General features: G+C 70.9%; 11 protein-coding genes. 5 read left to right on the top strand and 6 right to left on the bottom strand.

The features are described 5' to 3' along the window. Positions 1-225: 225 nt before the first annotated feature. Positions 226-1209: a TerC/Alx family metal homeostasis membrane protein gene (locus ACLJQ7_RS39120; RefSeq protein ID WP_410653237.1), complete on the bottom strand. Its 984-nt coding sequence runs from the start codon at positions 1207-1209 to the stop codon at positions 226-228. 159 nt (positions 1210-1368) lie between these two features. After that, on the bottom strand, positions 1369-2172 hold the full coding sequence (locus tag ACLJQ7_RS39115) for an LLM class flavin-dependent oxidoreductase (protein WP_410653236.1): 804 nt from the start codon (positions 2170-2172) through the stop codon (positions 1369-1371). Between the two features lie 200 nt (positions 2173-2372). On the opposite strand from ACLJQ7_RS39115, the gene ACLJQ7_RS39110 reads away from it, so the two are divergent. After that, the gene (locus ACLJQ7_RS39110; protein ID WP_410653235.1) at positions 2373-2807 is read left to right on the top strand and encodes an SRPBCC family protein; all 435 of its coding nucleotides are present in this window, start codon (positions 2373-2375) and stop codon (positions 2805-2807) included. A 370-nt stretch (positions 2808-3177) separates the two neighbouring features. Here ACLJQ7_RS39110 and ACLJQ7_RS39105 read toward each other — a convergent pair whose 3' ends face one another. From ACLJQ7_RS39105 to ACLJQ7_RS39095, 3 genes are read right to left on the bottom strand one after another with little or no spacing between them, the layout of a single operon-like run. Next, the gene (locus ACLJQ7_RS39105) at positions 3178-4407 is read right to left on the bottom strand and encodes a glycosyltransferase (RefSeq protein WP_410653234.1); all 1230 of its coding nucleotides are present in this window, start codon (positions 4405-4407) and stop codon (positions 3178-3180) included. Then, positions 4404-5237: an SDR family NAD(P)-dependent oxidoreductase gene (locus ACLJQ7_RS39100; RefSeq protein ID WP_410653233.1), complete on the bottom strand. Its 834-nt coding sequence runs from the start codon at positions 5235-5237 to the stop codon at positions 4404-4406. The genes ACLJQ7_RS39105 and ACLJQ7_RS39100 overlap by 4 nt, the downstream gene beginning before the upstream one ends. After that, positions 5234-6280, bottom strand: coding sequence for an alpha/beta hydrolase (locus ACLJQ7_RS39095; RefSeq protein ID WP_410653232.1), 1047 nt, complete (start codon positions 6278-6280; stop codon positions 5234-5236). Before ACLJQ7_RS39095 ends, ACLJQ7_RS39100 begins: the two co-directional genes overlap by 4 nt. Positions 6281-6784: 504 nt before the next feature. Here ACLJQ7_RS39095 and ACLJQ7_RS39090 point away from each other — a divergent pair. The 4 genes from ACLJQ7_RS39090 to ACLJQ7_RS39075 are packed head-to-tail and all read left to right on the top strand — an operon-like array spanning position 6785 to position 14842. Beyond that, complete coding sequence (locus ACLJQ7_RS39090; RefSeq protein ID WP_410653231.1) at positions 6785-7387, top strand: hypothetical protein; 603 nt, start codon at positions 6785-6787, stop codon at positions 7385-7387. A gap of 35 nt (positions 7388-7422) precedes the next feature. Next, positions 7423-9162 carry a fatty acyl-AMP ligase gene (locus tag ACLJQ7_RS39085; protein WP_410653230.1) on the top strand — a complete coding sequence of 580 codons (1740 nt, stop codon included), beginning with the start codon at positions 7423-7425 and terminating at the stop codon, positions 9160-9162. Beyond that, positions 9159-13355: a beta-ketoacyl synthase N-terminal-like domain-containing protein gene (locus ACLJQ7_RS39080; RefSeq protein WP_410653229.1), complete on the top strand. Its 4197-nt coding sequence runs from the start codon at positions 9159-9161 to the stop codon at positions 13353-13355. Before ACLJQ7_RS39085 ends, ACLJQ7_RS39080 begins: the two co-directional genes overlap by 4 nt. Then, positions 13352-14842: an MFS transporter gene (locus ACLJQ7_RS39075; protein WP_410653228.1), complete on the top strand. Its 1491-nt coding sequence runs from the start codon at positions 13352-13354 to the stop codon at positions 14840-14842. The genes ACLJQ7_RS39080 and ACLJQ7_RS39075 overlap by 4 nt, the downstream gene beginning before the upstream one ends. On the opposite strand, the gene ACLJQ7_RS39070 is transcribed toward ACLJQ7_RS39075, so the two are convergent. Next, positions 14817-15236 carry a VOC family protein gene (locus tag ACLJQ7_RS39070; protein WP_410653227.1) on the bottom strand — a complete coding sequence of 140 codons (420 nt, stop codon included), beginning with the start codon at positions 15234-15236 and terminating at the stop codon, positions 14817-14819. The two genes, ACLJQ7_RS39075 and ACLJQ7_RS39070, sit on opposite strands and share 26 nt — an antisense overlap. Positions 15237-15283: the final 47 nt, after the last annotated feature.

Here is a 15283-nt window from a genome sequence, read left to right as displayed (position 1 = left end):
GGCGCACGAACAGAAGACGGCTGTCTTCTCAACCGCTGCGAGCGTACCGGCAGCACCTGACATGCCGCCGGTCCGGACACCCGCCTTGCCCGCTTCCCGCGGTCAGGGACCGCGTGGCGGCCGCGGCGGCCGCATCGCCGCGAAGACCAGGAACACCGCGGCGAGGAAGAGGGCGGCGACCGCCAGGTCGATCAGGAAGCCCACGACGAGTGCGGTGATCATCGCTCACTCCTGTGCCGTCCGGGCGGCTTCGCGGCGGCGCGCGTACAGGCTGGTGAACGAAACCGTGACCAGGACGGCGATGATCACACCCAGCGATGCCGGCGTCGGGACCTGCGGCACCGACGGCCAGATCCCGTGTGCCCAGTGGAGCACCAGCTTCACCCCGATGAAGGCGAGGATGATGGCGAGGCCGTGGTTCAGGTGGACCAGCTTCGCGAGTGCCGAGTGGAGAACGAAGTACAAGGCGCGCAAGCCCATCAGCGCGAAGGCGTTGGTGGCGAAAACGAGGTACGGGTCTTCGGTGATGCCGTAGACCGCGGGCACCGAATCGACCGCGAACACCACGTCGGTGGCGAACACCGCGACGACCACGACCGCCAGCGGGGTGAGCGCGCGGCGCCCGTGTTCACGCACGGTGAGCCGGGTGCCGCGGTAGTCGTCGGTGACCGGCATCAGCCGCCGCAGCAACCGGACCGACCGCAGCTGCGAAAGATCCAGCTCGTCCTTGCCGCCGGACATGGCCTCGCGCAGGATCTTGATCGCCGAGACGAGCAGGATCACGCCGAACACGAGGAACGCCCAGGTGCCCGCCGACAGCATCGCGGCACCGGCCGCGATGAACACACCGCGGAGCACCAGCGCGCCCACGATGCCGTACAGCAGCACACGCTGCTGCACTTCCGCGGGGACCGCGAAGGCCGCTAGCAACAGCATGAAGACGAACAGGTTGTCGACCGACAGGGACTTCTCGACGACGAAACCCGTCATGAACTCCAGCGCCTGGCCGCCACCGAACTCGAGCCACAGCCAGAGCCCGAACACGACCGGGAGCGCGAGGTAGAAGACGGACCAGCCGACGGCCTCCCGCATCGACACCTCGTGCGGGCGACGGGTCACGGCGAAATCGGCGACGAGCAGCGCGAGCAGGACGGCGATGCTGATCGCCCACAACCCCGGTGATCCCACGGTTGCCACGGACTCGGGCATGAAGCCTCCTCGAACTCGAAGTTCGAGGTCTCCTTCACCCCTGCGGGGCGGCCTCCCGGGGACACCAGCGGAGCGTCCGTATTGACCGGGCAGACCTTTGGGAAGTACTCCCCTCGCCGGTCCAGTATCGCACTTGGTAAAGAGTTATTAAAGGGCGGGTCAAGCCGGGCCCTCCCGCAGCACGCCGCGCACCGCGTCGACGGAGAGGTCGTCCCAGGGAAATTCGGCCATCCACCAGGTCGCACCCGCCCGTTCGTAGGGCGCGAGATCCGTGCCCGCGGGGATACCGATGGCGAAGTCGTACGGCTTCTCGCCGTCCTCACGCAACGCGGTGATCGTCTCGACCACCTCGGCGAACTCGTCCGCGTGCGGCAGGTGCACCGGGAAGAAGCCGTCGTACCGCGCCGCCCGGCGCATCGGCTTCGCCTTCCCGGGGAAGCCCGCCAGCCAGACAGGAATCTGCCGCTCCGGCCGCGGCAGGAAGGTGATGTCATCGACGGTGTAGTGCACGCCGCGGTGCTGCACGGGCTCCCCGGACCAGGCGGCGGTGAGGATCTCGAGTGACTCGTCGAGCATCTCGCCGCGTTGGCGATCGTCCACTTCGTCGCCGGTCTTAGAAAACTCGCCGCCGAAGCGGTCACTGCCGAGCCCCGCGCCGAGGATCAGCCTTCCGCCGCTCAGCCGGTCGAGGGTGGCCGTCTCCCGCGCCAGCTTGACCGGACGACGGCGGGCCAGCGGCGTGACCATCGGGCCGATGGCCAGATTCTCGGTGGCGGACGCGACGACGGCGAGGGTGATCCACGGATCGGCGATCGCCCGCACCGGCTCACGCCAGCGGACGTGGTCCCACACGAACAGGCCGTGCCAGCCCGCTTCCTCGGCTTCGGCGGCGAGACGCGCGATGACCACCGGATCGGCGAGTTCGTCGAAGATCGGCAGCCAGAGTGCTGAACGCAGTGTCATGACGGCGACCGTACGGACCGGCACCGACAGTCGCGGCGAGTTCCGGACGTGCGCTAAGCCGTAACTCATGTGCTTCCAGCCGTAACTCACGTGATTGGAGCCGTAACTCGCGTGTCTCCAGCGACGCTTGACACCAGCGCTACAGTTCAACCAGTACGTTGATTAACCTCGTGGTTGATTGCCCTGCGGAAGAGAATTCGATGACCGACCTGACGATCACCCGCCTCCTCGACGCTCCCCGGGAGCTCGTCTTCCGCGTGTGGACCGACCCGGACCATCTCGCCCAGTGGTGGGGCCCGGTCGGGTTCACCACCAAGTCCTGCACCGTCAACCTCACCGAGGGCGGCAAGTGGCGCATGTGCATGAGCGACGGCGAGACGGAGCTCTGGGCGTCGGGCGTCTATCACGAGATCGTCCCGCCGGAGCGGCTCGTCTTCAGTTTCGCCTGGGAGGAACCGGTAGGCTCCCGCGGGCACGACACCCTCGTCACGGTCGTCCTCTCCGACCTCGACGGCAAGACCGAAATGGAGTTTCACCAGGCGATCTTCGAGACAGTGGCCGAACGCGACAGCCACGTCGAAGGCTGGCAGTCCTGCTTCGGCCGCCTCGTCACCCACCTCGCGGAGCAACGTTAAGGCAAACGGTGCGTGGCGAGGTTGGCAACGCCAACGAGACCGCCCCCCGGACTTGTGGCGGAGCACGGTCGCGCGTCGTGTCGTCCCTCCAGTCACGCGTGTCGTCCACCTGATCACGCGTGTCGTCCACCTGATCACGCGTGTCGTCCACCTGATCACGCGTGTCGTCCACCTGATCACGCGTGTCGTCCACCTGATCACGCGTGTCGTCCGGTCGGTCACGCGTGTCGTCCGGTCGGTCACGTGACATCGCCGGTGCCGGGGGCCGTGAGTGGTAAGTGTCGCTCTAACGACACTTACCACTCACGACCCCCGGCCAAAAACCGTACAGATAAGCATCGAATGGACATCGGTCCCTCGAGATCAACCCTCAACAGGCCAGAGTCCGCAAGACCTCCCGTGCCCGCGCCACCCCGTCTTCCTCCCGCAGGCGCCCGGCGACGTACTGGGCGCCGCGGCGGAACAACAGGTTGCCGGACAGCTCCAGCAACCGCGCGGTCAACGAGTCCGCGGTGAGATCGCGGAGCGGCAGCGGTCGAGGCCCCGCACCGAGCCGGAAGACGCGGTCACCCCAGTAGGGCTGATCGGAGAACACCGGGCAGATCAGCGAAGGGACGCCCGCGCGTAACGCGGCCGCCGTCGTACCCGCGCCGCCGTGATGCACCACCGCCGCCGTGCGCGGGAACAGCCACGCGTGCGGGACGTCGCCGATCGTCAGCAGATCATCGTCGTTGGACACGGAGTCGGTACCGAGCAGGCCGCGCAACCCCGCACGGCGTAACGCCGTCCGGACCGCGGCGAAAATCCGCTCCGCCTCCGACGGCCGCATGCTGCCGAAACCGACGTACACCGGAGGTGGTCCGGACGCGAGAAAATCACGCAGCCGCGGGTCCGGCCGCCACGCCGAGGGCGCTTCGAGAAACCAGTACCCGGTGACATGCACCCTCGATGGCCAATCCGTCGGCCGCGGCACGACCGCGTCGGAAAAACCGCACAGCACCGGCGTTTCCGATCGCCGGGGCCCACGGAGGCCGGCGGCGGGCAGGCCAAGTGACCGTTCGCGCCACCGGTCCACCTCCGGCCTCAGCACCTGCCACGCGACGGTGTCGACGGCGTGGAAGCTCAGCCGCCTGCCGCACGACCCGGTCCTGGCGGCCCACGGCACCAGCGGATGCGCGAACGCCCGGGTTGGCACGCTGGGCTGGTAGTGCAGTTCGACGTCGGGGACGCCGAGCGACGCACCCAGATGCGCGCCGAGAAACCCGAGCGTCGGAGCGAGAACGAGATCGGCACCGGCCGCTCCTTGCCGGACATCGGCAAGCAGCCGCTTCATCACCGGGGCCAGCGCACCGCGCAGCCCGCGCAGGAAGGCCGCGGGCGTGCGTCCCTCGGTCCATTCGCGTCCGCCGTCCGAGCCGAGGATCTCGCTCGGGTCGGCGGAAAGCGGCGCGAAATCCAAACCGTGCCCGGTCACCAGGGTGCGGAACCGCTCGGCCGCCAGCACCCTGACCCGGTCACCGTCGAGGCCACGCCCCAAGGCGATGCACGGCTGGACGTCGCCGCGGGAACCCGGCGCGACGATCACGACGAGCCGGGTCATCGCTTCGCCGCCGTCAACCGGTAGCGGAGGCGGAACGGCAACTTCGCCAGTACCGCCACGATCTGCGCGTCCCTGCCGACCAGGTACCGCGGCGCGACCCGCCGGGCGGTCAGCGCGTGGACGACGACCCGCGCCGCCCGCTCGGGCGGCACACCGTTCCGTGCCGACCGTTCCGCACTGCGTTCGGCCTCGTCCAGTTGCGCCGCATACCTTTCCCGCGCGGCTTCCGGCAGGGCGGCGCGCACCTCGTGGGCGGCGGCGCGGGCGCGCGGCCAGATCGACGTGGCGACGGCACCGGGTTCGACGAGGACGACGCCGATCCCGGACGGCGCCAGTTCGGCGCGCAGGCTGTCGGTCAAGCCGACCAGGGCGAACTTCGACGTGTGATACGGCCCGACCATCGGCCCGGCGATCCGCCCGCCCATCGACCCGACCGTCACCACCCTGGCGGCGGGCGCGGCACGCAGCGCGGGCAGCATCGCCTGCGTGACGGCCAGCTGACCGGTGACGTTGACCTCCAGCTGCTGCCGGAAGTCCTCGAGCGGAACGTGTTCCAGCGGTCCCGGCCGGGCCATCCCCGCGTTGTTCACCAGACCGGACAGCGGCCCCGCCGCCGCGACCTTCTCACCGCACGCCGTGATCGACGCCGGATCGCGGAGATCCATCCGCAGTACGGTGACGGCCTCACCGTGAACCCGCGTGAGTTCCGTTTCGTCCGCGTCGGTGCGCACACTGGCCCAGACGTGGGCGCCCCGCCGCACGAGTTCGGTCACGCACGCCCGGCCGATCCCGCTCGACGCCCCGGTGACCACAAAGGACGGACGAGTCACGACACCTCCCCCTGTTTCACCGGCGCGGAAAGCGCCCGCAGCATCTTCGGCCAGGTCTTGTGCAGCTGGTCCTGCCAGTACGCCCAGTGGTGCGTGCCCGGCCCGTAGAAATCCGTCATGACCGGGACACCGAGCCGGTTCAGCCGGTCCGCCATCGCGGTGGTCTGGCCGGAGCACAGGAATTCGAGCAGCATCGCGCCGGGCAGCACGTCGATCGGGAGCTTCCCGTCGAACGGCCCCGGCAGGCCGTTGCCCGTGGACAGATACAGCTCGGTGCCGCGAAGGCGGTCGGCGTTCACCAGCGGATCGTGCGCGTCCCAGCGGGACGCCTCCCGCCGCCGGTCGCCCCAGAGCGCTTCGGGATCCTGCCGGGCCGAGGCGACGATCGCGCTGGTCAGCAGCTCGCCGTACGGGCCGGTGGGGTTGAGGTTGCCGCTGAACGACCCGGCGAAGCGGAACACCCCCGGCCGCCGGGCGGCGAGTTCCACCGCGCCGTACCCGCCGAGCGAGAGTCCCGCCGCGACCCGCCGCCCGTCCCCGCGATAGCCGCGGTCGATCAGCTGCGGGATCTCGACCGCGGTGAACGTCTCCCACTGGTTGAGCACGACGTCCTTGCCGTAATTCCACCAGTCGGAAAAGAACCCGGCGGAACCCGAACCCGGCATCACCACCAGCGCGCCGGCGTCGTCGGCGAGTTTCCGGATGTCGGTGTTGGCGGTCCACCCACGGTAGTCCTGCAGGCGGGTCTCCCCGGCGAGCAGATACACCGCCGGCCACTTCCGCTCCGGTTCGGCTTCCCATCGTGACGGCAGGATCAGGCGGACCATCGCGTAGCTCCCGACGCCGACCGAGCGCACGGTGAGGTCCAGCATCCGCGGGTCACCGTCCACAGTGGTCTGGGCGACGACGTGCGAGCCGTCGTCGGCACGGGCGTCCGGGATCCCGCCCTCGGCCCGCGCCGGTGCCGTGGCGACGCTCGGCAGCAAGCACGCCGCGACCGTCAGCGACGCGACGGCCCGTAGCCGCCTCGAAGTAGTGCGCATACGCAATCCTTTGTCCCGGTCGATCGATCGAATCCGAAAATGTGACGGCGATTACCCGAGAAAGAAATCGAAGGTGGCGACACGTTAAGCGGACGGACCCCTTCCAGGCAATTGTCCTGCCCACATTCCGGGAGGACAATGTGAATGCCAGGGAAACAAGAAATGCCTCCACCTCCCCCATCCGGGTGACCCGTCGCTCACGGACAGTGAAGAACTGTGGCACGGGGGTACCAAATGGGCGCGCGCACCAGCGAAAATCCCGGAACATGCAGGTCACACCGTGTACACGAAGGACATTTACGTTCTCTTGACGCCTTCCGGTATTCGATTTCCCGTCGTAGCCTTCGTCGTGCCGCCTGGGTTCGACGTCCCTCACGCGACCCGGCGCCCCGCGTCCCACCGAAGGGACCAGACCCCATCAGGACCCTTCCGAAAGGGCTACTCATGACTGCCCGAATTCGCGCACTAGTCTTGTCGTCCGCAGCGTTGCTGACCATTTCCGGTGTGCCAGGAGAATCGATTCAGGCGGCGCCCGCTCCACCTTCCCCCACTGTTCCGCCCGCCGCCCTGTTACCGCCGGAAACCGTCCAGGACACCTCCGCGCGCGAGGGTTTCGACGTGGCCTCGGCACTGTCCACCTCGGACCGCGGGCGGAGCGGCAGAGTCGACGTCGGCGGATGCGAGGACGTCGTCCACGGCAGGCTGGTCGGTGACGGCGCCACCGGCCAGGGCTTCCAGTCCGCCGTACCCGGCGGCCAGGTTTCCGAACTCGTCGCGCGCACGACGAACCCGCCCGATCTGGCGGCATGGGCCGCGCAGGCCGGGCGGTGCTCGAAGGTGACGGTCGACGACGCGGCCGGTACCGCGGTGTCGACCGTCACCGTCCACCCCGCTCCCGCCGTTCAGGGGGCGAAAACCCTTTCCTACCAACAACTCCTGACGCTACCCGGTCAGCCCCCCGAGCTGCCGGGACTGCGTCTGCGCACCGTCGCCATCGCCGCCGACGACGTACTGGTCGTGCTTCGTGACGCCGGAACGACCGGCCTCGATCTCGACGCCCTCGCCGTCACCGCCTGGCGGCACGCCGCCGGTCCACTCGGCCGCTGATCCCCGCACCACCCGCCGACCCCCGAGGAGACGCCATGTCCCTGGCCCCCGAAAACCTGCCCGCCACGGCCGGCCCCACCCTCCCCGCCTGCCTCCGGCACTGGGCGGACACCGACGGCGACCGGCCCGCGCTGACCTTCGCCGACTTCTCGACCGATCGCGCCGGACGCCGGAAGACGCTGAGCTGGAAGCAACTCCAGGAACGTGTCGAGGCCGTCGCGGCGGCGCTGCCCGTCCAGCCCGGCGACCGGGTGGCGGTGCTGTGCCCGCAGAGCGCCGATTACGTCGTCGCGTTCCTCGGCGCGATCACCGCGGGCGCGATCGCCGTGCCGCTGTTCGACCCCGGACTGCCCGGGCACGCCGGACGGCTCGCCGCGGTGCTGACCGACTGCTCCCCCACCGCGGTGGTCACCACTTCCGCGTCGGTGGACTCGGTCCGCGAGTTCCTGGTGGGCCTTCCCGGTGGCGACGGTGTCGCCGTCGTCGCGGCCGACAAGCCCGCGGGGCCCGGACGCGCGTGGCCCACCCCGGCCTCGGCCCCGGACGACGTGGCGTACCTGCAGTACACGTCCGGTTCGACCCGCAGCCCGGCGGGAGTGGTGCTGACCCACGCGAACGTGCTGGCCAACGTCAGCCAGGCGGTGCGGGGCCTCGGCATCGACCCGGCGGGGACCACGGTCTCGTGGCTGCCGCTGTTCCACGACATGGGTCTAGTTCTCGGCCTGATCACGCCGCTGGCCATGGGCATGCGGTCGGTGCTGATGGACCCGCTGGCCTTCATCGAGCGCCCGGTGCGCTGGCTGGAGCTGCTCGGCGACCACAACGCGAGCTGGAGCGCCGCCCCGAACTTCGCGTTCCACTACGCCGCGAGCCGGGTGCGCGAGGAGGACCGCGCCAAGCTCCGCCTCGACCGCGTCGCCGCGATCGTCAACGGCGCGGAGCCGATCAACCCCGGAGTGCTCGACCGGTTCCATGACACCTTCGCGGGATCCGGGTACACGCCGGACAAGACGCGTCCCTCGTACGGGCTCGCTGAGGCGACCGTCTTCGTCACCACCGGCCCCGGCGTCCCTCCGCGTGTGACGACGTTCGACCGCGTCGCGCTGGGTGCGGGAACGGCACGGGAGGCGGAAACCGGGCTCCGGCTCGTCGCCTGCGGCGTCCCGGTGGGTCAGCATGTCGCGCTGGTCGACCCGGAGACCGGCGTCGCGCTGGAAGACGGCGCGGTCGGTGAGATCTGGGTCCACGGACCCAACGTCGGCACCGGCTACTGGCAGAAACCGTTGGAGAGCACCGAAACCTTCGGCGCCCGGTTGACCGGGGACCACGGGGACCTGCCCGCGGGTCCGTGGCTGCGCACCGGCGACCTCGGCGTCCGGTACGACGGTGAGGTCTACATCGCGGGCCGGATCAAGGACCTGCTCATCGTCGACGGCCGCAATCACTACCCACAGGACGTCGAAGCGACGGCGGCTTCGGCCGATCGCGACATCCGTCCCGGCAGTGTCGCCGCGTTCGCCGTCGAAGGCACCGACACCGAAGCCGCGGTGGTCGTCGCCGAGCACCGCGGTCACACCACGCTGACCACGGAGGACGAACGAGCCCTCGCCGTGTCGATCCGGCGGCTGGTCTCCGACGCGCACGGCCTCGCGCTGCGCGACGTCGTGCTCGTCCCGGCGGGACTGGTCCCGCGGACCTCCAGTGGCAAGATCGCGCGGAGCGCCTGCCGCGACCGCTACCTCGCCGGTGATTACGGAAAGGCTTTGGTGCGATGAGAAACCCGACGTTCGACACCCCGGCGCTGCGCCGCTGGCTGCTCGACACCGTCGCCGGGCACACCGGCGTCGACGCGGCGCGGCTCGAAGCCGACCGCCCGCTCAGCGACTACGGCCTGTCCTCCCGCCAGGCCGTGGGAATCGCCGCCGACCTCGAAGATCTGCTCGGCACCCCGCTCCCGGCCACCCTGTTGTGGGAAAGCCCGACCATCGACCACCTGGCCCGTTCGCTCACCGGCGGCACGGAGCCCGAACCCGAGCAGACGGGCACCGACCGCCGCCGAACCGATCCGATCGCCGTCGTCGGCCTGGGCTGCCGCTGGCCCGGCGCGGACGGCCTCGACGAGTTCTGGGATTTGCTGCGCAGCGGACGGGACGCCGTCCGGACCGCGCCGCCTGGCCGGTGGAACTCCGACGCTGCCCCGGTCGTCGGCGGCTTCCTCGACGACGTGGCCGGTTTCGACGCCGACCACTTCGGCATCACCCCGCGCGAGGCGTCCACAATGGACCCCCAGCAGCGGATGCTGCTGGAGGTCGCCTGGGCCGCGCTCGAACACGCCGGGATCGCCCCGGCCTCCCTGCGCGGCAGCCGGACCGGCGTGTTCACCGGAATCTCGACCCACGACTACGGGCATCTCACGATGGCGGGCGGTGGCGTCGATCTCTGGACCGCGACCGGCGCGGCCGGGAGCATCTCGGCCAACCGGCTCTCTTACGTCTATGACCTGCGCGGGCCGAGCATGGCGGTGGACACCGCCTGCTCCTCGTCGCTGGTCGCGGTGCACCACGCCGTGCGCGCGCTGCGTGACGGCGAGGCGGATCTGGCGCTGGCGGGCGGGGTGAACCTCATGCTGCTGCCCGGTCCGACCGCCGCGTTCGCCGCCGCCGGCCTGCTCGCCGGGGACGGGCGGTGCAAGACGTTCGCCGCGGACGCCGACGGTATCGCGCGTGCCGAGGGCTGCGGCGTCGTCGTACTCAAACGGCTGGCGGACGCCGAGTACGACGGTGACCGGGTGCTGGCGGTGATCCGCTCCACCGCGGTCAACTCCGACGGCCGGTCACAGGGTATGGCGGCACCGAATCCCGTCGCCCAGCAGGACATGCTGCGCACCGCGTACCACGGCGCCCGGCTCGATCCGTCCACTGTGGACTACGTCGAGGCGCATGGCACCGGCACGTTGCTCGGTGACCCGATCGAGGCCCGCTCGCTCGGCGCCGTGCTCGGCAAGGACCGCCCGGCCGACGCCCCGCTGCTGATCGGCTCGGTGAAGACGAACATCGCGCACGCGGAGGCGGCCGCGGGGATCGCCGGGCTGATCAAGGTCGTCCTCGCGATGACCAGGGACGAACTGCCGCCGCAGCTGCACTTCTCCGCGCCCAATCCGCACATCCCGTTCGACGACCTGCGCTTGAAGGTGGTGACCGAACCGACGCCGTGGCCGCGCCGATCCGGCCGCGCCACGGCGGGGGTGTCCGCGTTCGGGTTCGGCGGGACCAACGCGCACGTCGTCCTCGAACAGGCGCCGCCGCTGGAACCGGCGCCGGACCGCGCCGATGTCCGGATCGGCCTGCTGTCGGCCCGCACCCGCGATCGCCTCACCGAACGGGCGACGCAGCTGGCGGACTGGCTGGACTCCACGTCGTCGCTTTCCCTCGCCGACGTCACCCACACGTTGTCCCGGCGTGACAACGGCGGGCCGCACCGTGCCGCCGTCGTGGCCGGGGACACCGCCGAGCTGGCCGAACTGCTGCGCGCCGTCGGCTCCGGCGCCGATCCGCTGCCCGCGGGCGCCGTCACCGGCACCGCCGGGAGCGCCGACGGGCCGGTCTTCGTGTTCTCCGGCCACGGCTCGCAGTGGCCGGGTATGGGGCAAGGGCTGTTGCGTTACGAACCCGCGTTCGCCGCGCAGGTCGACAAGCTGCACGACCTGTTCACCGAGCACACCGGCCGTTCACTGCGTGCGCTGCTCACCAGCACGGAACCCCTGTCCCTGCCCGAAACCCAGACGGCCATCTTCGGGACGCAAGTCGCGCTGGCCGCCCAGTGGGAGGCACTCGGAGTCCGGCCATCGGCCGTCGTCGGGCATTCGCTCGGCTCCGCGGCCGCGGCCGTGGTGAGCGGCGTGCTCACCCCCGACGAGGCCGTCCACCTGGTCGCGACCCGTGCCCGGCTCCTGGGCACCCTCGGGCCGGGCGGCGCGATGGCGGCGGTCGAGCTGGCGCCGGAGGAACTGGAGCTGTACCCCGACATCGAACTCGCCGTCGAATCCGCGCCGGGGCAGCTGACCGTGGCCGGGGACGCGACCGTGCTCGACCTGCTCGTCGCGGAACTCGAAGCCGCCGGGCTGACCGCGCGACGGCTGCCGGTCGAGGTCGCCGGGCATTCCGCTCGCGTCGATCCGGTGCTGCCCGCGCTCCGGGAGGCGCTCGTCGAACTGGGCGGCCGCCGTCCGACGGTGCCTTGGTACGACACGGTTCTGGCCGATCCGCGGGAATTGCCGGACTTCGACGCCGGGTACTGGGCCGCGCATCTGCGCCGTCCGGTGCGGTTCCGGCAGGCCGTGGCGGCCGCCGCCGCGGACGGGCACCGAGTCTTCCTCGAGGTGTCGCCGCATCCGATCCTGCGGGGCTCGGTGGCGAGGACGCTCGAAGCCGAGGGCGTCCAGGACGCCGTCGTCACCGGAACCCTGCGCCGGGGCCAGGATGAGGTCCGCACGCTGGGTGCCGCCGCGGCCGGGTTGTACTGCGCCGGCACCCGGATCACGACCGCCGATCCGGACGACGGTGCCCGGCTGGTCGACGTCCCGCCGATGCCGTGGCGGCACGAACGCCACTGGTACACCACCGCCGAAGCACCGCCGTCGTTCGCCGCGCGCGCACCGGAACCCGAACCGGCGCGGACCGCCGGAGGCGACCGGCTGACCGAGATCGTCGCCGCCGTCATGGGACTGCGTCCCGATCGGCTCGCCGCCGACGTACCGCTGGTGGAACTCGGGCTGGATTCCCTGATGGCGAACAGGATCAGGGATGCCGTCCGCCGCGAGTTCGGTACGGAACCCGACGCCGTCAGCGTCCTCCGCGGCGCCACCCTCGCCGACCTCAGCCGCGATCTCGCGCCCCGCGAGAACGAGGAACCACTGCCTTCCCGGGGTCGCGCCTGGGACGCGGCCGATCGCCTCGTCCTGCGCCTGTGGCAGGAGCACACCGGGATCGAGGCGACCGGTACACACGTTCGGCTGACCGAGACCGGCACCCCCGACCGGCTGGCCGAGTTGCTCGCCGAGGGGCTCAGCACCGAACTCGGCACACCGGTCACCGCCGCCGAACTCCGGCGGCACGACACGCTCGCGGCCATCGCCGACGTCGCCCGCGCCGTCCTCGACACGAGGGAGGAGCGGGGACCGGTGCACGTCCTCGCTCCCGGTGAAGAGGGCGTCGCGCCGCTGCTGCTGTTCCACCCCGGCGGCAGCACCTGCACCGTGTACCGGCCGTTGCTGGACCGGCTGCCCGCTTCGGTGCCGTGCGTCGGGTTCGAACGCGTCCCCGGGATCACCATCGAAGAACGAGTCGAGCAGTTGCTGCCGTTGGTACGGGCTCAGCGTCGCGGCCGGCCATACCGGCTCGCGGGCTGGTCGTTCGGCGGGGCGCTGGCCTACGGCGTCGCCGCGCGGCTCGCGGAAGAGGGCGAAGAGGTCGAGTTCGTCGCGCTGATCGACACCATGCTCCCGCTCCCGGAACCGGACCTCGACCCGAGGGCGTCGTCCGCCCGGCGGTTCCTGCGGTTCACCGGCTACGTCGAGGGGACCTACGGCCGCGAAGTGCGACTCGGCCACGAGGAGCTGGCTCCGCTACCCGAAGTGGAGCAGATCGAGCTGACCATGCGGCGCGTCGCCGAGGCGGGTTTACTCAGCCCCGGCGTGCTCCGGCACCAGCGTCAGTCCTTTTTGGACACGCTGGCGGCCGAACGCGGTACGCCCCGCCGGTACGACGGGCGGGTCGTGCTCTACCGGGCGACCGAACAGTACGCGGCCGGGCTGGCGATGGAACCGCGGTACTCACGCACGGATCTCGCGGCGGGTTGGGCTGAGTTGTGCCCGGGGCTGGAGATCGTGCCGGTCGAGGCGCATCACCTGTCGGTCGTCGACCCGCCCCACGTCGATGTCGTGGCGAGGCATCTGGCGGGACTCCTGTGACCACGGCCCGGGCCGAGCGAGCGGTCGACCGCGCCTGGCCGCTGCTGGCGGTACTCGGCGCCGGGCTCTTCCTCGTGGCGGTCGACGCGACCGTGCTGCACGTCGCGTTGCCCGATCTCGTCCGGCAGCTGCGGCCCGGCGCGACGGCCCAGGTGTGGATCGTGGCGATCTACCCGCTGACCGCCGCGCCGCTGCTGCTGCCGTTCGGGACCCTGGGCGACCGGTACGGACGGCGACGGGTGCTGGTCACCGGGTACGTCGTGTTCGGGATCGCGTCGCTGGGCTGCGCGTTCGCGCCGAACGTCCCGGTACTGCTGGCGTTCCGCGCGTTGCTCGGTGGCGGCGGCGCGATGATCATGCCGGTGACGATGTCGCTGCTCCGCGAACTGTTCCCGGAGCAGCGCCATCGCCGCACGGCGATCGCCGTGTGCAGCGGGATCGCGGGCACCGGATCGGTGTTCGGGCCGATCCTCGGCGGAGTGCTCGTCGAGTCGTGGGGCTGGCGGGCGACGTTCCTGCTGAATCCACCGGTGATCCTGGCGGCGGTCGTGCTGGCGCTGCGATGGCTCCCCCGTACCCGGCCGGGCCGGCGGCCGTGGGACGCGCTCAGCGCCGCCCTCGCCGCGGGCGGTGTCTTCGGGATCGCTTTCGCCGTCGGGCATCCGGGCGCGTGGACCACGGCCGTCGCCTCGGGCGCGACCGGCTGTGTCCTCATCGGACTGTTCCTGCGCCGCCAGCGCCGGACCGATCCACCGCTGCTGGACCTCACTCTGTTCCGGCGGCCGGGAGTGCGGGCCGCGGTGGGCGGGGTGCTGCTGGTGATGAGCACGCTCGTCGGGCTGGGCCTGCTGTTCGCCCAGTACCTGCAGGTGGTGCTCGGGCTTTCGCCCACCGCGGCGGCGGGCCGGCTGCTCCTGGTGCTGGGCGCTTCGGCAGTCGGCAGCGTCGTGACCCCGTCGCTGCTGGGGCGCTTCGGCAACGGCCGGGTCCGCACGGCCGGGTTCGCGGTGGCGGCGGTGTCGTTGCTGGTCCCGGCAGCGGGTCCGGCCGCGCTGACGTCGCCGGTGTTGCTGGGCGCCGGGCTGACCGGCCTGGGCCTGGGGATGGCGCTCGCGCTCACGTCGAGCACCGACACCCTCCTTTCGGCGACTTCGGCGGACCAGGCGGGCGGCGCCGCGGCGGTGGAGAAGACGGGCTACGAATTGGGCGCCGGTTTCGGGACGACGGTGTTCGGTTCCCTGGCCGCCGCGGTGTACGCGGGCCACTTGGCCGTCCCGGCCGGCGTGCCGGAACCGGCGCGGGTGCTCGCCTTGTCGGGGCCCGCTCAAGCCGAAGCGGCCACGTCCGGCCTCGCATCGCGTTTAGCCGACGAATTGCTGGAGGCCGCGAAGGCCGCCTGCACGACTGGGTTGCAGGTGTCGGCGGCCGTCGCTTGTGGACTGTTCGTGGTGGCCGTCGTCGTCAGCTCGGGCGTGCGTCGTCGGTGAACTGCTCGGCGAACTCCCCGGTCGGCGGGATCTCCTGGATCACGTCGATCAGCACGCCGTTGGGGTCGGCGACGATGAAGTGCCGCTGCCCGAACTCCTCGCTGCGCAGGGAAAGCGCCTCGGGCAGCCCCGCCTCCACGACCAGCCGCCGGTGCTCGGCGTCGACGTCTTCGACCTCGAAGTTCAGCAAGAGCCCCTGCACGGGTTTGCCCGCCCCGGCGGGAATGGTGTCGTGCCCGGGGGCGAGGATCGCGAGCTCCCACTCGCCGCGTTTGAGGCTGACGTACCAGTCGGCCTCGAAGGTGAGCTCGAAGCCGAAGAGGTCGCGGTAGAAGTCCCGGGTCTCGGCGATCTTCTCGGTCATGAGAACGGGGTAGAAGCTGGTCAGACGCATGATGCCACCTTGCTCACGAACAATACCGACCGTCGGTTTGTTTTGTC

It is taken from the genome of Amycolatopsis sp. cmx-4-54, assembly GCF_046548895.1.
In the GTDB taxonomy this organism is placed as follows: domain Bacteria; phylum Actinomycetota; class Actinomycetes; order Mycobacteriales; family Pseudonocardiaceae; genus Amycolatopsis.
Note: the sequence above shows the minus strand (reverse complement) of the source record. Positions and strands in the feature narration are given on the sequence as shown.

Coding starts and splice junctions, on each gene's coding strand:
- ACLJQ7_RS39120 (WP_410653237.1), bottom strand. CDS start 1,209: ATGCCCGAGTCCGTGGCAACCGTGGGATCACCGGGGTTGTGGGCGATC.
- ACLJQ7_RS39115 (WP_410653236.1), bottom strand. CDS start 2,172: ATGACACTGCGTTCAGCACTCTGGCTGCCGATCTTCGACGAACTCGCC.
- ACLJQ7_RS39110 (WP_410653235.1), top strand. CDS start 2,373: ATGACCGACCTGACGATCACCCGCCTCCTCGACGCTCCCCGGGAGCTC.
- ACLJQ7_RS39105 (WP_410653234.1), bottom strand. CDS start 4,407: ATGACCCGGCTCGTCGTGATCGTCGCGCCGGGTTCCCGCGGCGACGTC.
- ACLJQ7_RS39095 (WP_410653232.1), bottom strand. CDS start 6,280: ATGCGCACTACTTCGAGGCGGCTACGGGCCGTCGCGTCGCTGACGGTC.
- ACLJQ7_RS39085 (WP_410653230.1), top strand. CDS start 7,423: ATGTCCCTGGCCCCCGAAAACCTGCCCGCCACGGCCGGCCCCACCCTC.
- ACLJQ7_RS39080 (WP_410653229.1), top strand. CDS start 9,159: ATGAGAAACCCGACGTTCGACACCCCGGCGCTGCGCCGCTGGCTGCTC.
- ACLJQ7_RS39070 (WP_410653227.1), bottom strand. CDS start 15,236: ATGCGTCTGACCAGCTTCTACCCCGTTCTCATGACCGAGAAGATCGCC.